This is a genomic window from Methylobacterium sp. J-078 (genome assembly GCF_022829285.1).
GTDB lineage: Bacteria > Pseudomonadota > Alphaproteobacteria > Rhizobiales > Beijerinckiaceae > Methylobacterium.
In genome coordinates this window covers 13,656-35,678 of the sequence record NZ_JAKSYI010000120.1, presented here as the reverse complement: position 1 = coordinate 35,678, position 22,023 = coordinate 13,656, and the positions used below count along the sequence as shown (strand labels likewise).

Below are 22,023 nucleotides of genomic sequence, written 5' to 3'. Positions count from 1 at the left end.
CGGCCCCAGCACCGAAGAGCCCTGACCCATGTCGGAATTCGACGACCTGACTCCGTTCCTGGCGCTCCTCGGGGAGAGCGGCGTCCTCAGCGATCCCGCGATGACGGCGCGCTACACCCGCGACCAGCGCGACCTGATGCAGGGCGAGACCCCGGCGGTGCTGCGCCCGCGTAGCGTCGAAGAGGTTCAGGACCTCGTGCGGCTCGCCCGCCGCCACGGCTTCGGCCTCGTGCCGCAGGGCGGCAACACCGGTTATGTCGGCGGGGCGACGCCGGAGCCCGGCCGGCGTCAGCTCGTCGTCAGCCTCGAGCGGATGACGGGAATCCGCGCCGTCGACCCCCTGAACTTCACCCTGGCCTGCGACGCAGGGTGCATCCTGGCGGATGCGCAGCGGGCGGCGGACGCCGAGGGCCTGTTCCTGCCCTTGAGCCTCGGGGCGGAGGGAAGCTGCCGCCTCGGTGGCAACCTCGGCACCAATGCGGGCGGCCTGCAGGTGCTGCGCTACGGCATGGCCCGAGACCTCGTCCTCGGCCTCGAAGTGGTGCTGCCGGACGGAACGCTGTTTTCCGACATGCGGACCCTGCGCAAGAACAACGTCGGCTACGACCTCAAGCAGCTCTTCATCGGCGCGGAAGGGACGCTCGGCATCATCACGGGCGTGGTGCTCAAGCTCTGGCCGGCGCAGGGGCAAAGGGCGACGGCCTGGCTCGAACTCGCAGAGGGCGCCCCGATCCCCGAGATGGCCGCCCTGGTGCGCCGGGAGACCTCGGACCTCGCATCAACCTTCGAGCTGATCTCGGCCTCCTCCCTCGGTCTCGTGGCCGAGATGCGCGGCGCCGAGACCGGCCTGAAGGCGGGCCCCGGCGGCGCCGTGCTCCTCGAACTCACCGCCTCCTCGGAGCGGATTCCCCTCGACGACGTGCTGATGGGTTGCCTGGAGACGCTGATGGAGCGCGGCTGGGTGGAGGACGCGGTGTTGGCCCAGTCGGAGGCGCAGCGCCGGGCCTTCTGGGCGGTGCGCGAGACGATTCCCGAGGGGGAGAAGCATGCCGGCGGCTCGGTGAAGCACGACATCGCGCTGCCGGTCTCGCGCCTGACAGATTTCCTCGACCGGGGCGCCGCGCTCCTGGCCGAGCGGATGCCGGCTGTGCGCCTCTCCGTCTACGGCCATGTCGGCGACGGCAACCTGCACTACAACCTCGTGGTGCCGGCCGGCCGGGACCGCCTCGACTTCACCCGCGCGGTCGAGGCCGGTTTCGCCCACGAGCTCTACGCCGCCGCGATCGAACTCGGCGGCAGCTTCAGCGCCGAGTACGGCATCGGCCGGTTCAAGCGCGACCTGCTGGTGCGCTATTCCGATCCCGAGCGCCTTCGCCTGATCGAGACGGTGAAGCGCTCCCTCGATCCCGACGGGATCATGAATGCGGGCGCGATGCTCTGACCGGCGCGCCGCCGAAGCGAAGCCGGGCTCAAGGTTGCTCGGGCGGCTGAGACGCTTCCGCCCGTGCGGCAGCCTCGGCCCGGTCGCGGCGGATGCCGCGCCTCAGGACGATCAGCTGCCAGATCGCCAGCCCCAGGGCGAGGGCGAAGACGAGGCCGATATCGAAGGCGGCGAACAGCCCGTCGCTCACGGATTCGCCGTGGCGGCGCCCTCGCGCTCGCGCAGAGCCTCGATCAGTTCGAGAACCCGGACCGCCTGTCCGGCGACGTCCCACCAGGGCCGGGACGCGGGCACGGGGCGGTTCTGGACGGCCTCCACCAGGAAGGCCGTCTCGGCCAGCGGCGGGTCGGCGCGGCCCGGCCGCACCGGCGCCGGCACCAGGGCGCGCCCCAGGAGTGCTGCCTTGCGGCGGCCGGCGACGCGGGCACGGGTCGCGACGGGGTCGAGGCCGCCGCGCTCGATCTCACGGCCGATCTCGGCATAGATCAGGCGCGCCGCGCGGATCGCCGGCCGGCAATCTAGGGGCAGGCCGGACAGCCCGGCTTCCGAGCGCGCATAGAGCCCGTCCGCCACCGCGAGGAGGCGCACCACCAGGCCCTGGAGGGCGGGGCCGGCGACGGGCTCGACCAGGAACGCGGCCGGATCGATGCCGGCCTCCCGCATCCAGGCCAGGGGCAGGTAGAGCCGCCCGGCCCGGGCATCCTCGCCGATGTCGCGGGCGATGTTGGTGAACTGCATGGCGACGCCGAGGTCGCAGGCCCGCGCCAGGATGGCGGGGTCGCGCACCCCCATCAGCACCGTCATCATGGCGCCGACGCTGCCGGCCACCCGCGCCGCGTAGGCGGTGAGGTCCGACAGGGTCTCGTAGCGCCGCCCCTGCGCGTCCCAGGCCAGGCCCTCGATCAGGGCCGCCGGCAGGGCATGCGGCAGGTGGTGGGCGGTCACGAGGTCGGCCATGGCCCGGTCGGCGGGGGCGTCGCAGGGCGCGTCCTCGTAGATCCGGGAGAGCCGCGTCGCGAGGCGCGCCAGCGCGGCAGGCCGGTCGCGCCCGTCGACCTCGTCGATGGCGTCGTCGGAGAGGCGGCAGAAGGCGTAGAGCCCGTAGGCCGGGCGCCGGACGCGGGCCGGCAGCAGCGCGGAAGCCGCGAAGAAGCTGCGCGATCCGTGCCGGATCGCGGCGCGGCAGGCCGCGTGGTCGGCCGCGTCGGCGTGGGGAATCGCCCAGAGGGGCGGCCGGCTGGAGTCAAGCATCGACGCGGGCATCCGGCACCACCGTATCGAGAACCTTGGCCGAGGAGAGCACGCCGGGCAGACCCGCGCCCGGATGGGTGCCGGCCCCGACGAGGTAGAGGTCGCGGACGACCGAGGACGCGTTGTGCGGCCGGAACCAGGCGGACTGGGTCAGCACCGGTTCCAAGCCGAAGCCCGAGCCGCGGAAGCTCAGGAAATCGGTCTCGAAATCCGCCGGTGTGGTGACCCGCGAGGTCACGATCGACCCCAACAGGCCGGGCATCACCGTGGCCTCCAGGTGATCCGCGATGGCCTGCCGGTAGGGCTCGGCGAGGCGCGACCAGTCCTGGCCGCCCGCGAGATTGGGGACGGGGGCGAGGACGTAGAAGCCGTCGCAGCCGGGCGGGGCGAGGAGCGGGTCCGTGGCGGTGGGCCGGTGCAGGTAGAGGCTGAAATCCGGTGCCAGCACCTTGCGCTCGAAGATGTCGGCGATGAGTTCGCGGTAGCGCGGCCCCATCAGGATGGTGTGGTGGGCGATGTCGGGGAATTTGCGGTCGGTGCCGAAGTACCAGACGAACAGCCCCATGGAGGAGTGCGCGGCCTTCAGCTTGGCCCGGCGCCAGGCCGGTCCCTGCCCCGCCAGCAGGGTCAGGTAGGTGTGGGCGGAATCCGCGTTCGAGACCACGATGTCGGCGGCGATCCGCGTTCCGTCCGTGAGGCTCACGCCCCTGGCGCGCCCGTCCGCCACTTCGATGCGGGCGACCTCGGCGCCGCAGCGCACGGCGCCCCCCTGGCCGGCGATCAGGCCGACGAGGCCCTCGACCAGCCGCCCGGTCCCGCCCATGGCGAAGTGGACGCCCCAGCGCCGCTCCAGATGCGCGATCAGGCAGTAGATCGCACTCGCCCGGAACGGCGAGCCACCGATCAGCAGCGGGTGGAAACTGAAGACCGTGCGCAGGCGCTCGTCGCGGATGTAGCGGGCCACGAGGTCGTAGACCGAGCGGTGGCCGCCGAGCCGCAGCAGGGACGGCATGATCCGCAGCATGTCGGAGACCGACGAGAAAGCGACGTGCCCGAGTTCCTCGAAGCCGACCCGGCAGATCGCGGCGCTGCGCTCCATGAACTGCTCGTAGCCGGTCACATCCTCGGGCGAGAACCGGGCCACCTCGGCCCGCATCGCCTCCGGGTCGCCGCTGTAGTCGAAGGTCGCTCCGTCGGAGAAGCGGATGCGGTAGAACGGCAGCATCGGCGCCAGGGTGACGTCGTCGGCCATGCGCCGCCCGCACAGAGCCCACAGTTCCTCGAACAGGAACGGGGCCGTGACGATGGTGGGGCCGGCATCGAAGGTGAAACCGTCCTGACGATGCACGCGGGCCCGCCCCCCGGGCTGCTCCAGTCGCTCCAGCACCGTCACCCGGTAGCCGCGCGCGCCGAGCCGCACGGCCGCCGCCAGCCCGCCGAACCCGCTGCCGATCACCACCGCGTGCGGCAGGTCCGGCATCCTGGTCGCTTGGCTCGGCGCGTCGGCGAGTGTCAACATAAACTGACACTATCCAGTGAAACCTTGTTTGCGCAAGTCCGGAATCGCGGCGGGTTCAGAGAGCAGTCGACGGCTCGGCCAGGGCCGTCTCGGCGGCCTCGAGGATGAGCGCGGCCACCCGCTCGGGCGCCTCCTCGTGCGCCAGATGCCCGAGGTTGCGCAGCAGGCTCACCCGGGCGTTCGGCAACCGGTCCGCCAGCGTGAAGGCGGTCTCGGGGGCGATCGCCTTGTCGTCACCGCCCACCACCAGGAGCACCGGAACCCGCAAGCCCTCGATGGCCCGGTCGAGGCTCGCCAAATCCCAGTTCGCCATCATGCCGAGCGCCCCCGCCACGTGGCCGGGACAGCGGAACAGGCGGCGATACAGCTCAAGGGCGCGGGCATCGAGGCGCGAGCCGGTGCCCCGGATCAACCGCTCGACCGCGGGCCGGTCGGCGCTCCAGGCGAAGATCCGCGGGGTGATCGGGTTGAGGAACAACGCCCGGGCAAGCCCCGGGAATAGCACGGAGGCGAGGCCCGGAAACGGCGTCAGCGCGCCGTTCAGGGCCACGAGCAGGCGGGGATTCAGGCCGTCGAGGCAGAGCCGAGCGAGGATCGCCGCGCCGGCCGAATGCCCGACCACGAGGGTGGGCGCGGCGCCGAGATGCTCCAGCAGGTCACGGATCGCCGCCGCCATGCCGGGCAGGGACAGGCGACCGGCGGGGAGCGGATCGGTGAAGCCGTGGCCGGGCAGGTCCGGCGCCACCACCCGGAAGCGCTCGGCGAGGCGCGGGGCGAGGCCGGCCAAGGAATGGGTCGCCGCCCCGGTGCCGTGCAGGAGCAGCAGGACCGGCGCCTCCGGCGGCCCCATCTCCTGCACGTGCCAGCGCAGGCCGGAGGCCTCCACGAAGCGGCTCGCCGCGCGGTTGGGCCAGTCGGCGCCATCGCGCTCCCACTGGGGTCGGTCGCTCGGCGCCGGCATAGTCGGTCCTCTACCCCACCGCGCGGATCGCGCGGCTCATGGCCGTCGCGTCGGCGTAGGGAAGCGGGAGATAGCGCGCACCCATCGCCTCGGCGAGGCGGCGGGCGGAATCCTGGGGCCGCGCGGCGGTGTCGATGAGGATGCTGCGGATGGCGTGCGCCCTCAGAAGGGCCGCCGCGTCCAGGGCGTCGGCACCGGCCTGTGCGCGGCCCGGCATGCCCGCGCGGGTCACGTTGGCGCGCCCGTCGGTGAGCACCACGAGGGTGGCGGCGCCCCCCGCCCGGATGACGGTGCGGGCCAGATCCGCGGCTGCGTAGAGGCCCGACGCGAGGGGCGTGCCCCCGCCCCCCGGCAGGGCCGCGAGGTCGCGCCGGGCCCGGGCGAGCGCGCGCGTCGGGGCCAGGACGATCTCGGCGCCGGTGCCCCGGAAGGCCACCAGGGCGACTCGGTCGCGCCTGATGTAGGCCTCCGCGAGGAGAAGCTCGACGGCGCCCTTGGCCTCGGCGAGGCGCTCCAGGGCGGCCGAACCGGAGGCGTCCACCGCGAAGATCGTGGTGGTCTCCCCCCGCTGGCGGAACCGGGTGATGCGGACGTCGCTCGCCCGCACCCGGAAGGCGGGGCCGGCCCCGCCCTCGGCCGCGCGCAGGCGCTGCCACGGCGCGGCGGCCCGCAAGGTGTCGATGAGGGCGAGGCGCCCCGCGCGGGGATGGCCCGGGCGCGTGCCGGCCGGGCGGCCGGAGCGGACGGACTTTAGGAGGGCGCCGGCCTTGCCCGCGCGCGGCGGCGGCGTGCGCGCCCCGGCGGCGGCGAAGCCGGCGAGGAGCCCGGCCGGAATCGCCGCCCGCGCGGCTTCGACCACGCTCTGCGCCTGCGCGTCCATCCTGCCGCCGGCCTCGGGGGTGTCGCCGTCTTCGGCGGTGCCATCTGGCTCGGAGGTGTCGCCGGCCTCGGCGGGATCGGGAGCCGCCTCGCCCGGGGCGGTCTCCGGCGGAGCCTCCCGGGTCTCCTCCGCGACCGGCGGCATCCGCATCGCCCGGGGCGCCAGGACGAGGCGCGCCGCCTCGCGGACATCGTCCCCGGCCAGCGTCGCCCGCCCTGCCTCGGCCGCAAGACGGTGCGCCACCCGCATGGCCAGGAGGGGCGCGCGCAGGGAGAGGATGCCGAGTCCGGCGGCCGCCCGGCAGAGATCCGCCACGGCGGCGTCCACCGGACGGGCCTCGTCGACCTCGGACGGATCGCGATCGTCGAACGCCCCGCGGGTCTCCCCCAGGGCGATTCCGGTGAGGTCGAGATGGAAGGCGAGGCGGTCGGCGAGGGCGTCGGGTACGCGCTCGTCGTCGCCCGTGCCCTCGTCGAGCAGGATCAGGCCGAAACGCGCGGGCGCGCCGCCGGGGACCCGGCCGGTATCCAGGGCTCCGGCGAGGCGCGCGGCGGTGCCGGGCGTCAGGCGCTCGGCCATCGGCACGACCAGGAGGCCGCCATCGGCCTCGGACAGGAGGCCGGCCTCGGTCACGGGGCGGCCGGCCGCCAGGGTCGCGGCGAGGTCGATTCCACCGAGGAGGCGGTCGTCCGGGATGCCGGCCGGCATACGGCGCAGGGGTGTACCGGGGCGAAGCCGCCCGCGCAGGTGATCCAGCCACAGATCGCGCACCGGCCCCGCGCCGGCCCGGATAACGACGCCGCCGCAGCCCACGGGATCGGCGGCGGTCAGGTCCGCGACCCGCAGGGCACGGGACCAGGGCGTGCTCATAGCGCCAGGACGTCCTCCACCGCACGGGCGACCCGCGCGGTGGAGCCGGACTCGTCGAGGGGGTTGCGGCGCAGGCGGTGGCGCAGGGCCGAGGGGGCGATGCGGGCGAGGTGGTCGAGGTCCACCGTCTCGGCGCCCTCGTAGGCGGCGAGCGCCCGGGCCGTGCGCATGAGGGTGAGTTCGCCGCGCAGGCCGTCGGTGCCAAGGGCCAGACAGAGTCGGGCCGCGGCCTCCAGGGTGGCGTCGGGAACGCTCAGGGCGGGCAGGCGCGCGCGGGCGGCCGTGAGGGTCCGGCGGATGGCGCGGTCGGCCTCCGCGTAGGCGGCGCAGAACCCCGCCGGGTCGCGCTCGTAGGCGTCGCGTCGCCGGACCACGTCGATGCGGGTCGGCAGGTCGGTGGGGGTCGTCACCTCGACGGCGAGGCCGAAGCGGTCGAGGAGTTGGGGCCGCAACTCGCCCTCCTCCGGGTTGCCGCTGCCCACGAGCACGAAGCGCGCCGGGTGGCGCACGCTCAGGCCCTCCCGCTCCACGGTGTTGACGCCGGAGGCCGCCACGTCGAGGAGCAGGTCGACGATGTGGTCGTCGAGAAGGTTGACCTCGTCGATGTAGAGGAAGCCGCGATTGGCTCGCGCCAGCAGGCCCGGCTCGAACGCTTTCTCGCCCCGGGTCAGGGCCCGTTCGAGGTCGAGGGCGCCGACCACGCGGTCCTCCGTGGCGCCCAGCGGCAGGTCCACCACCGGCACTGGGATCGCATGGGCCTTGCGCGCGCCGGATGCCCCGGCGCAGTGCGGGCAGCGCCCCGGCGGTTCGGCCGGATCGCAGGCATAGGGACAGCCCGCCACGGCCGCCATCGGCGGCAGGAGGGCGGCGAGGCCCCGGATTGCAGTGGACTTGCCGGTGCCGCGATCGCCGAACACCAGCACGCCGCCGACGGACGGATCGACGGCCGCGATGAGGAGCGCGCGGCGCATCTCGTCCTGGCCGACGATGGCGGAGAACGGGAAGGTCGGCGGCCCGTCGTCGGGGCGCTCGGCCGGCGCGTCGTGCGCCAGCGGCCCCGCGATCTCGATGCTCCTGCCCGCCGGACGGCGCGGCTTGCGCCCGCCAGGGTGCGCCTCCGGGGGCGGTGAGGCCATCGGTCGGATCGATCCGTTGATCGGCATGGGGCCTCCTCGGACAAGTCGGTTCGGCACGGACGGCGCCGCCCGGCCGCCGGCGCTACTCGGCGGCGGCGCGCTGCACGCCCATCCGGCCCCAGATGGTGCTGAGCGCGTCGACGAGGTGGGCGATGTCGTCGTCCGAGTGCAGCGGCGAGGGCGTAATGCGCAGGCGCTCGGTCCCGCGGGGCACGGTGGGGTAGTTGATCGGCTGGACGTAGATGCCGAACTCGTCGAGCAGGGTGTCGCTGATCGCCTTGCACAGCACCGGGTCGTAGACCATCACCGGCACGATGTGACTCTCGTTGGACAGGTAGGGGATGCCGGCGGCATCGAGCCGGGCCCGCACCGTGGCCGCGCGGTCCTGGTGGCGAGCACGCTCGGCCCCACTGGCCTTGAGGTGGCGGATGCTGGCGGCGGCACCGGCGGCCACGGCGGGTGGTAGCGAAGTTGTGAAGATAAAGCCCGAGGCGAAGCTGCGCACGAAGTCGCAGAGCTTGGCCGAGCCGGTGATGTAGCCGCCATGCACTCCGAAGGCCTTGCCCAGCGTCCCCTCGATGACGTCGAGGCGATGGGCGAGGCCGTCGCGCTCCGAGATGCCGCCGCCGCGCGCGCCGTAGAGGCCGACCGCGTGGACCTCGTCGAGATAGGTGAGCGCGCCGTGCGCCTCGGCCACGTCGCAGATCTCCGCGATCGGGGCGATGTCGCCGTCCATCGAATAGACCGATTCGAAGGCTACGATCTTCGGGCGGGATGGATCAACGAGGCGCAGCTTGCGGTCGAGATCCTCGGGGTCGTTGTGGCGGAAGATGTGGCGCTCGGCGCGGGCAGCCTTGATGCCCTCGATCATCGAGGCGTGGTTGCCCGCGTCCGAGAAGATCGCGCAGCCGGGCATCTGCGACCCGAGGGTGCCGAGGGCCGCCCAGTTCGAGACGTAGCCGGAGGTGAACAGAAGTGCGGCCTCCTTGGCGTGAAGGTCGGCGAGCTCGCGCTCCAGGAGCACGTGGTAGTGATTGGTGCCCGAGATGTTGCGGGTGCCGCCTGCCCCGGCGCCGCAGCGGTCCAGGGCCTCGTGCATGGCGCCGAGCACGCTCGGATGCTGGCCCATGCCGAGATAATCGTTGGAGCACCAGACCGTGACGGGGCGCGTGCCGGCCGGCGTGTGGTGGGTGGCGTGCGGGAAGCGGCCCGCCTGCCGTTCGAGGTCGGTGAAGACGCGGTAGCGTCCCTCGCGATGCAGGCCGGCCAAAGCAGAGCCGAAGATCTCTTCGTAGTTCATGCCCGTCCCCTTCCCTCGTTGGACGGCGGGCTTTTCGAGCCCGCTCGCGTAGTCTGCCGCGCTGGCGGCGTGGTTTGAGCCGATCCGCGGATGCGGAGCGGTCATTCAGTGGCCCTCGGCGTCACTGCGCGCCGCGACTGGCGACGGCACCGCGCCGCGATCGGAGATCTTCGGCAGGCTCCATTGCCAGAGCGCGGCCGAGGGCAGCGGCAGCATGAGGAAGCCGTGCTCCAGGGTGGCCAGCGCCATCAGGGTGGCGAGGATGCTGAGGCCCGCGACCTCGTGGGCCGTGATGCCCTCGGCGAGTGCGGCCAACACCAGCGCGGCGGTGGCGAGGCCGGCCGCCGTCACCGAGACCGGAAAAAGCGGGTTCATGGCGCGCACGCGCAGGTAGCTGCCGAGATAGGCGAGGTGCTCGGGCAGGAACTCGGCGTTGAGGTTGCGCACCCCGAGGAACAGGTTGAGACGGGCCGAGAGGTTCATCCCCCACAGGACGAGGTAGGTCCACAGGGCGAAGAGATTCGGCTGGCCCCAGGTCAGGACCAGGATCGCGAGGCCGCCCGCGACGATGGCCGCCTCGTGCCAGAGGCTGGTGGCCGCCGCCGCCCGGAAGCGCGCGAAGCCCTCGGCACCGGGCGGGCAGGCCCGGGTGCGCGGGCCGGAGACGAAGCCCATGTAGTAGCTCATCTCCTGCCAGCCCCAGACCACCAGGGCCGCCGTGAAGGCGACGTAGGCGCTTCCCGCGCTGGCATCCCCGGCCGAGGCGCCGATGGCCCAGAGGGCCAGGGCGAGGACGCCCGTGCCCGCCGCCATGCTTACACCGTGCGTGGCGCGCGGGCGATGGTCAAGGAGCAGGATCACGCCGGTGGAGAACCACCAGACCAGCACCGCGTAGAGGGCGGGAAGCGCGTAGGCCGCCATCCTACCAGACCGGCTCGAGGCGGATCTGCGCCGGCATCGGGTTGTCGAGGGTCGGCAGGGCGTAGAGCCGGGCGAAGTTCACCGCCGAGGCGGCGATCCAGAACCCGTGCTTGAGCTTGCCGAGAACCCCGCCCTGCGCCTTGGCGTCGGCGATCCCGATGGAGCAGGCGAGGAGCCGGTCCAGAGCCTGCTTGAAGCGTGGGTTCTCGAGGTCCAGCGTCAGCGGGAAGGTCTGCTTCGAGATCTCGGAGGTGATCCGGAAGACCTGGAAGTCGTAATCGCTCGGATCGACGCCGAGCGCCTCGTGGAAGGCCGGGCGGCAATGGTCACGGACATACATGGTCGCGAAGACCGCGAGCAGGAAGAACTTGATCCAGTAGCGGTTGACGCCCGAGGTCAGCTTCGGGTTGGCGCGCATGAGGAGCGCGAAGGCCTCGCCGTGCCGGAACTCGTCGTTGCACCACTTCTCGAACCACTTGAAGATCGGGTGGAAACGGCGATCCGGATTGCGCTCCAGTTCGCGGAAGATGGTGATGTAGCGGGCGTAGCCGATCTTCTCCGAGAGGTAGGTGGCGTAGAAGATGAACTTCGGCCGGAAGAAGGTGTACTTCTTCGATTTCGTCAGGAAGCCCAGATCCACGCCGATGCCGAAATCCTTCAGCACGTCGTTGATGAAGCCGGCGTGGCGCGCCTCGTCGCGGCTCATGAATCCGAACAGCTCACGGATATCGGGGTTCTTGGCACGCTTCCTCATCTCGGCATAGAGCACGCAGCCCGAGAACTCGGCGGTGATCGACGAGACCAGGAAGTCCATGAACTCCTTGCGCAGGGCCGGGTCGAGCCCGGACATGTCGAGGTCGAATTCTTCGTTGCGGGTGAAGTGGCGCTTGTTCGGATCGGCGCGCAGCTCCGCGATGAGCTTGTTCCACTCGGCCCGCACGGGCTCCACGTCGGTGCGGTCGAGTTCCTCAAAATTGGTGGTGTAGAAGCGTGGGCTGAGGAAGGTGGTTTCCTGAGCGGCCTTGGTCCCCTCGTTCATGGGGAATTTGGGTGCGAATTTCGGGGTGGGCTGCTGGATCGCTGCGGTCACAGGCGCCTCCTCTCGGAAAAGCTGACTTCGTAGAGTTCGGTGAGTTCGAGGTGGCCCGCGAGCTTCGTCCAGAGCCGTTCCAGGCGGCCCGCACGGGTCACGGTGGCGGTGCGCTGGACGACGAGGCGCTCGCCGTAGGGCACGGAGGTCGGGGCGTCGTGCACCTGCACGGCGTCGCCGGGCTCGATCTCGAAATTGGCGTCGAGGACCACGTGTGCGTGCAGACTTTCCGAGGTCTGCTCGATCTCGACGGTACAGGGGACGTCGACGGTGCGGCGTCCGTTCAGCCAGGCCATCATGGTGCGGCTCCCATCGCGCCCTTCGCCGAATTCCTTACCGGTTCGGCGTTCATGGGCGCTGTGCCACAAGACCCCGGAATACCGTCCGCTGGCAAGGCGGTCCGGCACACATCCTGGGCGGGCATGGGTTCGGAGGGCGGGGATCCGGCGGGCAGCAACCGGGCGAAGGCGGCGTAGTTCGAGGGGCCGAAAGCGCCGAAATCCACGCTGCGGCCGGTCAGCGAATCGTCGAGGCGCAGGGAGCCGTCGTCGAAGCGCGTCAGCCGGAACGGCACCTCGCGGGAGAGGCCGGCACGCAGGCGCCCCTGCGCGAAGCCCCGCAGGGTGGCGCGGATGAAATTGTCCTCCCCCGGCCGAACCGTCGCGACGAGATCGCCGCGCTCCGCATCCCGCAGCGCGATCGAGCCGTCCGCAGCGTCGTCCACACGCAGGGCGAGGCTCTGGACCGGACGGGCCGGCTCCATCCGGGTCAGGCCGACGCTCTCGACGCGGCCGACCGTGATGGCCAGGACCACGAAGCCAACGAGGAGGCCGACTCCGGCGACGAGGCTCCGCGAGGTGCGGCCGGCGGTGCGTGCGAGGGGATGCGGGTTCATCGGATCAGCTCGCGGTGGCGAGGCGAGGGCCGGGGGCCACGCGCGGCCGCAGCACGACGGGACCGGCCACCTCCTCCGGCACCGCTCGATGGGCCGCCAGCGCGCGGGCCAGAATCTTGGCCACCTCTTTGCCATCGGCGACCGTGCGCAGCATCGGCTCGGGGCGGTTGACGTGCCAGGGCCTGGCATGGGGCCAGAGATGGAGATAGGCGACGCGGTTGCCCGGGCGAAGGCGCAAGGGAAGGTCGGCGCTGCCGTCACGGTAGAGCCGGCACTCGGCCGCTTCCACCAGGGCGAACGGCAGGTTCAGGGTCATCGGCAGGGCGATGCCGACGCGCATCACCACGCGGCGGTTGGTGATGGTGTAGGTGGTGGTGCGGGCCGAGAGCCAGCCGAGGAGGCCCAGGAGCAGCAGCGCGCCGGTGCCGATCGCCAGGGTGGGCAGGGCGAGCGAGACGGCCTCTAGGGCCTGTCCGGCGAGGGCCGCCGGCAGCGCGGCCCAGAGGGCGAGGCCGGCGAACCAGAGACCCACGAGGGTCAGGTGCAGCGCCCGGAAGGCGACGCCGAAGCCGCAGGGGCGGCCCTGCCAGAGAATGTGCTCGCCGGCCGGCAGCGGCGCCGGCAGGCCCGGCGGGGCGTCGAAGGCGTTGGCGGGCAGGTGGGGCCCGGAGCGTTTGGCCAGGGGGCGCTTGGCGCGGGAGGGTTTGGCGAGACGGCTCACAGGATGGCCTCCTGGCGCGTGGGGGTGGCGTAGAGGGTGCCGCCGCCGAAGAAGGCCATGATCCGCTCCTCCTCGTTAAGGGTGACCGAATCCGGGTCCTTGGTGGTCGGAATGTCGGCGAACTGCTGAGCGAGCAGGGCTTCGCAGGTCACCCTCTGCGAGAAGCGGCCGGTCCGGCAGAAGGTGGCGGGCATCAGCACCCGGCGCCCGCCCGCCCCGAGTTCGACCTCGTAGTAGCGGACCATGGATTCACCCCGGTCGACCCAGAGGTCGCTCACCGTGCCGGCCACCTGCCGGTCGGCGCCGAAGACCGACATGCCGATGGGGTTCGGGCCGAGCTCGTGGACCACGAAGTGGTCTGCGACCCGCAGGGGCACGATGCGCTTCTCGCGGTCCCAGGTCTCGTCGTGGCTGTCCTCGCGGTCGGCGTAGGAGCCGGGGCCGATGGCGTCGTGCAAGCCGTCCGTGTCGGGCTCGAGGGGGGCCCCCGGCCAGACCTCGTTCTTGTGGCCGCGGTAGTTCCAGGGGGTGCGCTCGCCGCGCTGGGGGGCGTACTTCACGTGGCCGTTGGAGAGCAGGAACTCCTTAGGCGACGGGATCAGGAACGGGTCCGGCGGCATCGCCCGGCCGCGGGCGGCCTCGGATTCGAGCGGGTAGCCCTCGCGGCGGTCCTCGCGGCGCAGGTAGAAGACCAGGCCGGCGAAGAAGATCCAAAACGCGTAGAGGACGACCTGTGCGACGTCGACGTAGCCCGTGATTTCACCTCTCGGCATGGCCGGTCTCCTTCAGGCTGAGCGGGGCAGGGATCGAGGCAGATGCGTGCGGCTCTCGGCGCGCACGAGCGGGCCGATGGCCAGCAGCGTCGCGAACAGCAGCGCGATCTCGATGTGGTAGACGATGAGGTATCCGGTGGAGGGCAGGTTCAGCGCCTCGCCGAGATGTCCGGATTCGGCGAGATGCGCGCCGAGATCCCGGAGGATGCCGCTCGCCGCGATGGCGAGGCCGGCGGCACTCGCCTGAACGGCGCCCCAGGCCCCGAGGGCGAGGCCCGTATCCTCCGGCCCGGCCTTGGCCATGGAGGCCGTCAGCGTGCCGTGGGCGAACAGACCGCCGCCGAGGCCGATCAGGGCGACGCCGACCGCGAACAGCCGGGCGGAATCCAGCGGCGCGGCGAAGACCACCGCCGAGAAGGCCGCGATACCCACGACCGCCCCGGAGGCCGCGACCCGAAAGGCGTCGCCACCCCGGTCGAGCCAGCGCGCGGCCACCAGCAGGCCGATGCCGCCGCCCGCCGCCAGCAGCGCGGTCAGGGCCGTCGTGGCGGCCACCGGCAGGTGCAGGATCTGTCCGCCATAGGGCTCCAGCAGGATGTCCTGCATCGAGAAGGCGGCGGTGCCGAGCCCGGTGGCGACGAGGCGGCGGCGCGCCCGCCCCTTGCCGGCGTAGAGCGCCCAGGATTCGGAGAAGGACTGACGGGGCAGGTTGCGGGCCGTGCGGCTGGGCGAACGCGGCTCCTGCTTCCACAGGGCGATGCCGTTGAGCACGACGGTGACGAGGGCCGCGCCTTGGATCACCTTGATCAGGCGCAGGGCCGAGAAGTCGGCCAGCAGCAGTCCGAAGACGACGGCGCTGACCACCATGCCGACGAGCAGCATGGCGCAGAGGAGCGCGACGACGCGGGGCCGGGCATGGGCGGGGGCGAGGTCGGTGGCGAGCGCCAGGCCCACGGTCTGGGTGGTGTGGAGGCCCGCACCCACCATCACGAAGGCGAGCGCGGCCGCCACGTGGCCGGGCCAGGCCGGGCCGGTGGTGTCGCCCGACAGGATCAGCAGGGCGAAGGGCATGATGGCGAGCCCGCCGAACTGCAGCAGCGTGCCGAACCAGATGTAGGGCACCCGGCGCCAGCCCAGCACCGAGCGGTGCGTGTCCGAGCGGAAGCCGACCAGCGCGCGGAACGGCGCGAAGATCAGCGGCAGGGACAGCATCACGGCGACGATCCACGCCGGCACCGCCAGTTCGACGATCATCACCCGGTTCAGGGTGCCGATGAGCAGCACGGCCGCCATTCCGACAGTGACCTGGAACAGGGCGAGCCGCAGCAGGCGCCCCATCGGCAGCTCGACCGTCGCCGCGTCGGCGAAGGGCAGCATGCCGGGGCCGACACGTTGGAGGGCCCGGGCCATGGAGGCGCCGAGGCGGGTCATGAGGCCCGCCGGAGTTCGAAGGCCTGCGAGAGGTAGAACCCGCTGTTCACCCGGTGCGCCCGTTCGATCCGGACGCCCGACAGGGCCGGCTCGGCCGCGACCCGCCGGCGCAGGTCCGCCTCGCCCACCGGAACGATGGCGGGTGCCCGGTCGCCGCGCGGGAAGACGCGTCCGGCCATGTGCATCAGGGTCAGGAGCGGCGTGCGCGGGGCCACGGTGAACAGGATCGCGGCGTCGGTGCGATCCGCGAGCGTCGCCAGGGCCTGAACGATGTCCGGCGTGGCGTAGTGGATCAGCGAATCCATCGACACGACGTAGTCGAAGCGGCCGAGACCGGAATCGAGCATGTCGCCGACCCGGAAATCGATGCGCCCCGGGCCGGACAGGATCGTGCGCTCCTGCGCGAGGTCGATGAGCGTCGGCGAGACGTCGATGGCGACGACCTCGGCGCCGCGTCGCGCCGCTTCCAGGCTGAGCGCCCCGGTGCCGCAGCCGGCATCGAGCAGGCGCTTGCCCGTGAGGTCGGCGGGCAGCCAGGACAGGAGATTGGCCCGCATGGCGTCGCGCCCGGCCCGCACCGTGGCGCGGATCTTCGAGACCGGCGCGTCCGAGGTCAGACGGGCCCAGGCCTCGACGGCGGTGCGGTCGAAGTAGGTGGTGAGCTGCGAGCGGCGAGCGGCGTAGCTGTGCGAGGTCATGGTGGGGCGCCCGCTCAATCGAAGCCGAGGAATTCGAACAGGTCGCGGTCCTTCATGGGGATCGCGTTCAGCGGCTTGCCCCCGGCCCAGAGATGAGCCGCGAGCCGCATGTACTCGGTGGTGACGGCGAGGAGTTCGGGCGTCTCCTCCATCTCGAACAGCGTCGCTTTCTTCAGGCGCGAGCGTCGGACCACGTCGAGGTCGGGGAAGTGGGCGATCCGCTCCAGGCCGGTCGCCGCGTTGAAGCGGTCGATCTCGTCGGTCTTGGCCGAGCGGTTGGCGATGACCCCGCCGAGACGCACCGGATAGTTCTTCGCCTTGGCGTGGATCGCCGCCACGATCCGGTTCATGGCGAAGATCGAGTCGAAGTCGTTGGCGGTGACGATCAGGGCCTGGTCCGCGTGCTGGAGGGGCGAGGCGAAGCCGCCGCAGACCACGTCGCCTAGCACGTCGAAGATCACCACGTCGGTGTCCTCGAGGAGATGGTGCTCCTTCAGGAGCTTGACCGTCTGACCGACGACGTAGCCGCCGCAGCCGGTGCCGGCGGGGGGGCCGCCGGCCTCGACGCACATCACGCCGTTGTAGCCCTCGGCCACGAAGTCCTCGACGCGCAGTTCCTCGGAGTGGAACTGCACGGCCTCCAGGGCATCGATCACGGTCGGGGCGAGGCGCTTCGTCAGCGTGAAGGTCGAATCGTGCTTCGGATCGCAGCCGATCTGCAGCACGCGCTTGCCGAGCTTGGAGAAGGCGACCGACAGGTTCGACGAGGTCGTCGACTTGCCGATGCCGCCCTTGCCGTAGACGGCGAAGACCTTGGCGGTGCCGATCTTCAGGTTCGGGTCGAGTTCGACCTGAACACTTCCCTCGGGCCGGCGCGCGGCGACCGGATTGCGGATGGCGATGTTCATGCGGCGACCCCTGCGGTGATGCCTTCGACGCGGTCTTCCAGTTCCTCCTCGGCGCGGTCGAGCGCGTCGCGCGTCTCCGCGTCGGGGGTCCAGAAGCCGCGCTGGTGCGCCTCGATCAGCCGGTGTGCCACCTTGGCCGAAGCGGTCGGGTTGAGGGCCGCCATGCGCTCGCGCATGGCGGGGTCGAGGACGTAGGTCTCGGTGATGCGTTGGTAGACCCAAGGGGCGACGCCGTTGGTGGTGGCCGACCAGCCGAGGGTGTTGGTCAGGTGCGCCTCGATCTGGCGCACGCCCTCGTAGCCGTGGCCGAGCATGCCCTCGGTCCATTTCGGGTTGAGCATCCGGGTGCGGGTCTCGAGGCTGACCTGCTCGGTGAGCGAGCGCACCACGCCCTCGCCGCGGGTCTGGTCGCTGATGAAGATCGGCACGGCCTCGCCGCGGGCCTTGGCGACGGCGCGGCCCATGCCGCCGAGGCCGTCGAAGTAATGGTCCACCGAGGTCACGCCGACCTCGACGGAGTCGAGGTTCTGGTAGGCCAGATCGACGGTGGCGAGCACCGCCCCCATCAGGGCACGCTGGGGGCTCGCCACGCCGGTGCGACCGTAGGCGAAGGACTTGCGCCGCGCGAAGGTCTCGGAGATCTCGTCGGCATCCTCCCAGCGGCCGGATTCGACGAGCTGGTTGACGTTGGCGCCATAGGTGCCCTCCGCGTTCGAGAAGACCCGGAGTGCTGCGGTCTCGAGGTCGATGCCGTGCTCGGCCTGGAGCGCCAGGGCGTGCTTGCGGACGAAGTTCCACGCCACCGGCTCGTCGGCAGTTGCGGCGAGGTAGGAGGCCTCCGCCAGGAGCCGGGTCTGCAGGGGCAGGAGATCGCGGAAGATCCCCGAGAGGGTGACGACCACGTCGATGCGAGGGCGCCCGAGGGTCTCCAGCGGGATCAGGGTGGCGCCGCTCAGGCGGCCGTAGCCGTCGAAGCGCGGAGCCGCGCCGATGAGTGCGAGCGCCTGGGCGATGGGGCCGCCCTCGCTCTTCAGGTTGTCGGTGCCCCAGAGCACGAGGGCGATGCTCTCGGGCAGCGCCGCGCCCTCGTCGCGATAGCGGGCGAGCAGGCGCGCGGCTTGGCGGGTGCCGTCGGCGAGCGCGAAGGCGGACGGGATCCGGTAGGGGTCGAAGCCGTGCAGGTTGCGGCCCGTGGGCAGGATATCGGGGTTGCGCAGGAGGTCGCCGCCCGCAACGGGGGCGATGAAGCGGCCGTCCAGCGCCCGGAGCAGGCCCTGGATCTCGTGATCCTGTGACAACAGGCGGTCCGTCTCGCGTAAGCGCGCGAGGGCGGCGCGGTTCGGTTCGGTCGCGGCGAGTTCGCTCAACGCCAGGGCCGCATCGAGGGTCGCGCCGGCCAAGAGGGCGTCGAGGCCGGCCCGGGCGGGGGCGAGGCCGTGGGTGGCTTCGGCCAGCGCCAGCAGGATGTCGACCCGCTGGTCGGGCGGTGTCCCCTGGCCCACCACGTGAAGGCCGTGGGGGATCAGGCTGTGCTCCAACTCGTGCAGGGCCGCGCCGAGGCGATGGACGTGGCCGGCGAGGTCGGCGGTCCAGATGGGCTCCGCGGCCACGAGATCGAGGCCGGCTCCTTGCGCCTGGATCAGCTCGGCCAGATCCCGGCGCTCGGCCACCGCCTCGGGCTCCAGGGCGCGCCAGCGCTCGATCGAGGCCTTGAGGTCGATCAGCCCGCGATAGAGGCCGGCCTGGGCCAGGCTCGGGGTCAGGTAGCTCACCAGGGTCGCGGCGGACCGGCGCTTGGCTAGCAGGCCCTCCGAGGGGTTGTTGGCCGCGTAGAGGTAGACGTGGGGGAGCGCCCCGATCAGGCGCTCGGGCCAGCAGGCGCCGGACAGGCCGGTCTGCTTGCCGGGCATGAATTCGAGCGCCCCGTGGGTGCCGAAATGCAGCACCGCGTCGGCGCGGAAATCCTCGCGCAGGTAGCGGTAGAAGGCCGAGAAGGCGTGGGTGGGGGCGAAACCGCGCTCGAACAGGAGGCGCATCGGGTCGCCCTCGTAGCCGAAGCCGGGCTGCACGCCGACGAAGACGTTGCCGAACTGGGCGCCGAGCACGAAGATCTGCGACCCGTTGCTGTTCTGGCGCCCGGGCGCCGGACCCCACTGCGCCTCGATCTCGGCCAGATGCCGCTCACGCCGGACGTGATCGTCGGCGGGAATACGGTGATGGACGTTGGCGGGGGTGCCGAACCGGGTCGCGTTGCCGGCGAGTACGGCGTCCCGCAGGGCGTCGATGCTTTCGGGCAGATCGACCACGTAGCCCTCAGCCTTCATCGCCGAGAGAGTGTTGTGGAGCGAGTGGTAGACCGACAGGAAGGCGGCGGTGCCGATGCTGCCGGCATTGGGCGGGAAGCCGAACAGCACGATTGCGACCCGGCGCTCGGCCCGCGCCTTGCGCCGAAGGGCGACGAGGCGCTCGATGCGCGCGGCGAGCATGTCGGCCCGCTCGGGGTGCACGACCATGTCGCGGGCGGATGAGCCCAGCGAGCGGCTGGAGCGGCCACCGAACACCATCGGAGCGGTCGCGCCGTCGAGTTCGGGAATCGCCACCATCATGGTGGCCTCGACCGGCGAGAGGCCCCGGTCGGACGCCTCCCACTGCTCGAGGGTCTGGAACTCGAGGGCATGGGCGGCGAGGTAGGGCACGTCGAGTTCGGCGAGCAGCGCCTGAGCACCAGCGGCATCGTTGTAGGCGGGGCCGCCCACCAGGGAGAAGCCCGTGAGCGAGACCAGGGCATCGATGGTGGGGCGGCCGTCGCGGCGGAAGAAGGCATCCACCGCCGGGCGGTTGTCGAGGCCACTGGCGAAGGCCGGCACCACAGCGAGGCCGCGCGCCTCCAGGGCGGCGATGACGCCGTCGTAATGGGCGGTGTTCCCGGCAAGCACGTAGGAGCGCATGACGAGAAGGCCGACGCGGCCCTTCACGGGGCCGGCGGGTGCGGGCACCTTGGAGACGTCCTCGCCGATCCGGCCGGCCATGCGCGGATGGTAGAGGCCGGTCTCGGGGTAGCTGAGCGGCGCCGGAGCGGCCGCGATCCGGCGCCAGCCCTCGCGCGGACCGGCCGCGTAGCGCCCGGCGAGAAAGCGCACCAGGTTGGCGATGTTCTCGTCCGAACCCGAGAGCCAGTATTGCAGGGTGAGGAAGTAAGCCCGCACGTCCTGAGCCGAGCCCGGGATGAAGCGCAGGATCTTGGGCAGCTTCCGGATCATCGCCATCTGGCGGGCGCCGTTGCCCTGTGCGCCGGGCTTGCCGCGCAGCTTCTTCAGGAATTCGAGGGCGCCCCGCTTGGTGCCGTCCATGTCGAAGCGCCCGAGGCGGGTGGTCTTCACCACCTCGCTGGCCGAGAGGCAGCCGATCATCGCGTCGCAAAGCGGGCGCCGCGCCAGCAGGGCCGGCAGGATGGCGCGGACGTGCTCGTCCATGAACAGCATGGTGGAGATGACGATGTCGCCCCGCGCGATGTCGGCCCGGCAGGCCTCCAGGGCGGACGGGTCCGTGTCCCAGGCGGCGGCCGCGTGGAAGTCGAGGACGAGGCCGGGCAGGTCGTGGGCGAGCCTCTGGCGAGCGCGCTCCAGGGCGCTCGCCACATGGTTGTCCATCGTCACGAGGACGACCCGGAGCGCCGGGCGCTCAGCGTCCGAAATGCGCTTTGGCATCGTACAATGTCTCGACAGTGATGAGCGGCAGGGCACGTTCCCGTGCGAAGCGCTCGGTGTTCGCGCGGGCTTTTCCCCGCACGAAGAACGGGATCTTCTTCAGTTCCTTCTCGGCGTCGGTCGCCCAGGTCAGGAGGATCGGGTCGATCGACGCAGGTACGGGGGCAGCCTCGACGGCGACCGGCGCCTCGACGCCGTGCCGGGGCAGGTGCGAGGGCGCGGCCGCGCCGTGGAACTCGGCATCCTCGCGGAACATCCCGAGAAGGTGTTCTTCGAGGCCCATCATCAGGGGGTGGACCCAGGTGTCGAACAGGACGTTTGCACCCTCGAATCCCATCTGCGGCGAGTGGCGGGCGGGGAAGTCCTGCACGTGGATCGGCGCCGAGATCACCGCGCAGGGCAGCCCGAGGCGCTTGGCGATGTGGCGCTCCATCTGGGTGCCGAGCACGAGTTCCGGCTGCGCCGCCTGGATGGCCGCCTCGACGTCGAGATAATCGTCGGTGATCGTGGCCTCGATGCCGTGGAGCGCGGCTTCGGCCCGGACCTCGCGGGCGAATTCGCGGGTGTAGGTGCCGAGACCCACCACCTTGAAGCCGAGTTCGGTGGTCGCGACCCGGGCGGCGGCCAGCGCGTGGGTGGCGTCGCCGAAGATGAAAACCCGCTTGTCGGTCAGGTAGGTCGAATCGACCGAGCGCGAGTACCAGGGCAGGCGCGAGGGGGCGCCGGCGAGGACGGGCGCGGGATCGACGCCCGCGATGGCCGCGACCTCTTCGACGAACCGGATGGTGGCCTGGACACCGATCGGCACGGTCTCGATCATGGGCTGCCCGAAGGTCTTCTGCAGGTGCAGGCCGGCGGCCCGCGCGATCTCGGGATAGAGGATCACGTTGAAATCCGCCGCGCCGAGGCGTCCGAGATCGGCCGGCGTCGCGCCCAGCGGCGCGATCACGTTCACGTCGATGCCGAGCGCCCCGAGGATCTTGGTGATCTCCGCGAGATCGTCGCGGTGGCGGAAGCCCAGCGCCGTGGGGCCGAGGACGTTGCAGAGCGGGCGGCGATCCGCGCGCGGCGTGGCGTTACCGGCGGCCAGGGCCCGGACGAGGCGGTAGAAGGTCTCCGAGGCGCCCCAGTTCTCCTTCTTCTGGTAGGCCGGGAGTTCGAGGGGGATCACCGGGATCGGCAGGTCGAGGGCGCGGGCGAGGCCACCCGGATCGTCCTGGATCAGCTCGGCGGTGCAGGAGGCGCCAACGATCATCGCGTCCGGGCGGAAGCGCTCGTAGGCTTGTGCCACGGCATCCTGGAAGATCGCGGCGGTGTCGGCGCCGAGATCGCGGGCCTGGAAGGTGGTGTAGGTCACAGGTGGGCGGGCGTCGCGCCGCTCGATCATGGTGAAGAGCAGGTCGGCGTAGGTGTCGCCCTGAGGGGCGTGCAGCACGTAGTGCAGGCCCTTCATGGCGGTGGCGATTCGCATGGCGCCGATATGAGGGGGGCCCTCGTAGGTCCAGAGCGTGAGTTGCATCG

The 22,023-nt window shown here is 71.8% G+C and carries 19 protein-coding genes; 1 reads left to right on the top strand and 18 read right to left on the bottom strand.

From position 1 onward, the window contains the following. Positions 1-28: 28 nt before the first annotated feature. Positions 29-1,441 (top strand): FAD-binding oxidoreductase, encoded by a 1,413-nt coding sequence (locus MKK58_RS20725; RefSeq protein ID WP_243914408.1) that lies wholly within the window; start codon positions 29-31, stop codon positions 1,439-1,441. 28 nt (positions 1,442-1,469) lie between these two features. Here the strand turns inward: MKK58_RS20725 and MKK58_RS20720 are convergent, their stop codons facing one another. The 18 genes from MKK58_RS20720 to bchB all read right to left on the bottom strand — a co-directional run bounded on the left by MKK58_RS20720 (position 1,470) and on the right by bchB (position 22,021). Further along, the gene (locus MKK58_RS20720) at positions 1,470-1,631 is read right to left on the bottom strand and encodes a hypothetical protein (RefSeq protein ID WP_243914407.1); all 162 of its coding nucleotides are present in this window, start codon (positions 1,629-1,631) and stop codon (positions 1,470-1,472) included. Next, positions 1,628-2,692, bottom strand: a complete 1,065-nt coding sequence (locus MKK58_RS20715; RefSeq protein ID WP_243914406.1) for a phytoene/squalene synthase family protein — start codon at positions 2,690-2,692, stop codon at positions 1,628-1,630. Before MKK58_RS20715 ends, MKK58_RS20720 begins: the two co-directional genes overlap by 4 nt. Continuing rightward, positions 2,685-4,211, bottom strand: coding sequence for a phytoene desaturase (locus MKK58_RS20710; protein ID WP_243914405.1), 1,527 nt, complete (start codon positions 4,209-4,211; stop codon positions 2,685-2,687). Before MKK58_RS20710 ends, MKK58_RS20715 begins: the two co-directional genes overlap by 8 nt. Before the next feature lie 55 nt (positions 4,212-4,266). Next, the gene (gene bchO, locus MKK58_RS20705) at positions 4,267-5,172 is read right to left on the bottom strand and encodes an alpha/beta fold hydrolase BchO (RefSeq protein ID WP_243914404.1); all 906 of its coding nucleotides are present in this window, start codon (positions 5,170-5,172) and stop codon (positions 4,267-4,269) included. Between the two features lie 10 nt (positions 5,173-5,182). Then, positions 5,183-6,922, bottom strand: coding sequence for a magnesium chelatase subunit D (locus MKK58_RS20700; RefSeq protein ID WP_243914403.1), 1,740 nt, complete (start codon positions 6,920-6,922; stop codon positions 5,183-5,185). Beyond that, a complete protein-coding gene (gene bchI, locus MKK58_RS20695) occupies positions 6,919-8,085 on the bottom strand; it encodes a magnesium chelatase ATPase subunit I (protein WP_279578486.1) in 1,167 nt (388 codons plus the stop codon). The genes MKK58_RS20700 and bchI overlap by 4 nt, the downstream gene beginning before the upstream one ends. Before the next feature lie 55 nt (positions 8,086-8,140). Next, positions 8,141-9,358, bottom strand: a complete 1,218-nt coding sequence (gene hemA, locus MKK58_RS20690) for a 5-aminolevulinate synthase (RefSeq protein WP_243914402.1) — start codon at positions 9,356-9,358, stop codon at positions 8,141-8,143. Positions 9,359-9,463: 105 nt separating this feature from the next. Continuing rightward, a complete protein-coding gene (gene puhE / locus MKK58_RS20685; protein ID WP_243914400.1) occupies positions 9,464-10,279 on the bottom strand; it encodes a putative photosynthetic complex assembly protein PuhE in 816 nt (271 codons plus the stop codon). A gap of 1 nt (position 10,280) precedes the next feature. Then, on the bottom strand, positions 10,281-11,318 hold the full coding sequence (acsF, locus tag MKK58_RS20680) for a magnesium-protoporphyrin IX monomethyl ester (oxidative) cyclase (protein WP_243914801.1): 1,038 nt from the start codon (positions 11,316-11,318) through the stop codon (positions 10,281-10,283). Positions 11,319-11,365: 47 nt separating this feature from the next. After that, positions 11,366-11,665, bottom strand: a complete 300-nt coding sequence (locus MKK58_RS20675; RefSeq protein ID WP_238277135.1) for a hypothetical protein — start codon at positions 11,663-11,665, stop codon at positions 11,366-11,368. Beyond that, positions 11,665-12,264 (bottom strand): photosynthetic complex assembly protein PuhC, encoded by a 600-nt coding sequence (gene puhC / locus MKK58_RS20670; RefSeq protein ID WP_243914397.1) that lies wholly within the window; start codon positions 12,262-12,264, stop codon positions 11,665-11,667. Before puhC ends, MKK58_RS20675 begins: the two co-directional genes overlap by 1 nt. Before the next feature lie 4 nt (positions 12,265-12,268). Continuing rightward, the gene (gene puhB / locus MKK58_RS20665) at positions 12,269-12,946 is read right to left on the bottom strand and encodes a photosynthetic complex putative assembly protein PuhB (RefSeq protein WP_409565289.1); all 678 of its coding nucleotides are present in this window, start codon (positions 12,944-12,946) and stop codon (positions 12,269-12,271) included. Between the two features lie 35 nt (positions 12,947-12,981). Further along, positions 12,982-13,758 (bottom strand): photosynthetic reaction center subunit H, encoded by a 777-nt coding sequence (gene puhA, locus MKK58_RS20660; protein ID WP_243914395.1) that lies wholly within the window; start codon positions 13,756-13,758, stop codon positions 12,982-12,984. 12 nt (positions 13,759-13,770) lie between these two features. Beyond that, positions 13,771-15,189 carry an MFS transporter gene (locus tag MKK58_RS20655; protein WP_243914394.1) on the bottom strand — a complete coding sequence of 473 codons (1,419 nt, stop codon included), beginning with the start codon at positions 15,187-15,189 and terminating at the stop codon, positions 13,771-13,773. After that, positions 15,186-15,887 (bottom strand): magnesium protoporphyrin IX methyltransferase, encoded by a 702-nt coding sequence (gene bchM, locus MKK58_RS20650; RefSeq protein ID WP_243914392.1) that lies wholly within the window; start codon positions 15,885-15,887, stop codon positions 15,186-15,188. Before bchM ends, MKK58_RS20655 begins: the two co-directional genes overlap by 4 nt. 14 nt (positions 15,888-15,901) lie before the next feature. After that, a complete protein-coding gene (gene bchL, locus MKK58_RS20645) occupies positions 15,902-16,795 on the bottom strand; it encodes a ferredoxin:protochlorophyllide reductase (ATP-dependent) iron-sulfur ATP-binding protein (protein ID WP_238277080.1) in 894 nt (297 codons plus the stop codon). Continuing rightward, positions 16,792-20,502 carry a magnesium chelatase subunit H gene (locus tag MKK58_RS20640; protein ID WP_243914390.1) on the bottom strand — a complete coding sequence of 1,237 codons (3,711 nt, stop codon included), beginning with the start codon at positions 20,500-20,502 and terminating at the stop codon, positions 16,792-16,794. Before MKK58_RS20640 ends, bchL begins: the two co-directional genes overlap by 4 nt. Beyond that, positions 20,477-22,021, bottom strand: a complete 1,545-nt coding sequence (gene bchB, locus MKK58_RS20635) for a ferredoxin:protochlorophyllide reductase (ATP-dependent) subunit B (protein ID WP_243914388.1) — start codon at positions 22,019-22,021, stop codon at positions 20,477-20,479. The genes MKK58_RS20640 and bchB overlap by 26 nt, the downstream gene beginning before the upstream one ends. Positions 22,022-22,023: the final 2 nt, after the last annotated feature.

What these genes read in the sequence shown, in the direction of transcription:
- MKK58_RS20725 (WP_243914408.1), top strand. Translation starts at nt 29, where the DNA reads ATGTCGGAATTCGACGACCTGACTCCGTTCCTGGCGCTCCTCGGGGAG.
- MKK58_RS20715 (WP_243914406.1), bottom strand. Translation starts at nt 2,692, where the DNA reads ATGCTTGACTCCAGCCGGCCGCCCCTCTGGGCGATTCCCCACGCCGAC.
- MKK58_RS20710 (WP_243914405.1), bottom strand. Translation starts at nt 4,211, where the DNA reads ATGTTGACACTCGCCGACGCGCCGAGCCAAGCGACCAGGATGCCGGAC.
- bchO (WP_243914404.1), bottom strand. Translation starts at nt 5,172, where the DNA reads ATGCCGGCGCCGAGCGACCGACCCCAGTGGGAGCGCGATGGCGCCGAC.
- MKK58_RS20700 (WP_243914403.1), bottom strand. Translation starts at nt 6,922, where the DNA reads ATGAGCACGCCCTGGTCCCGTGCCCTGCGGGTCGCGGACCTGACCGCC.
- bchI (WP_279578486.1), bottom strand. Translation starts at nt 8,085, where the DNA reads ATGCCGATCAACGGATCGATCCGACCGATGGCCTCACCGCCCCCGGAG.
- hemA (WP_243914402.1), bottom strand. Translation starts at nt 9,358, where the DNA reads ATGAACTACGAAGAGATCTTCGGCTCTGCTTTGGCCGGCCTGCATCGC.
- puhE (WP_243914400.1), bottom strand. Translation starts at nt 10,279, where the DNA reads ATGGCGGCCTACGCGCTTCCCGCCCTCTACGCGGTGCTGGTCTGGTGG.
- acsF (WP_243914801.1), bottom strand. Translation starts at nt 11,318, where the DNA reads ATGAACGAGGGGACCAAGGCCGCTCAGGAAACCACCTTCCTCAGCCCA.
- MKK58_RS20675 (WP_238277135.1), bottom strand. Translation starts at nt 11,665, where the DNA reads ATGGCCTGGCTGAACGGACGCCGCACCGTCGACGTCCCCTGTACCGTC.
- puhC (WP_243914397.1), bottom strand. Translation starts at nt 12,264, where the DNA reads ATGAACCCGCATCCCCTCGCACGCACCGCCGGCCGCACCTCGCGGAGC.
- puhA (WP_243914395.1), bottom strand. Translation starts at nt 13,758, where the DNA reads ATGCCGAGAGGTGAAATCACGGGCTACGTCGACGTCGCACAGGTCGTC.
- MKK58_RS20655 (WP_243914394.1), bottom strand. Translation starts at nt 15,189, where the DNA reads ATGACCCGCCTCGGCGCCTCCATGGCCCGGGCCCTCCAACGTGTCGGC.
- bchM (WP_243914392.1), bottom strand. Translation starts at nt 15,887, where the DNA reads ATGACCTCGCACAGCTACGCCGCTCGCCGCTCGCAGCTCACCACCTAC.
- bchL (WP_238277080.1), bottom strand. Translation starts at nt 16,795, where the DNA reads ATGAACATCGCCATCCGCAATCCGGTCGCCGCGCGCCGGCCCGAGGGA.
- MKK58_RS20640 (WP_243914390.1), bottom strand. Translation starts at nt 20,502, where the DNA reads ATGCCAAAGCGCATTTCGGACGCTGAGCGCCCGGCGCTCCGGGTCGTC.
- bchB (WP_243914388.1), bottom strand. Translation starts at nt 22,021, where the DNA reads ATGCAACTCACGCTCTGGACCTACGAGGGCCCCCCTCATATCGGCGCC.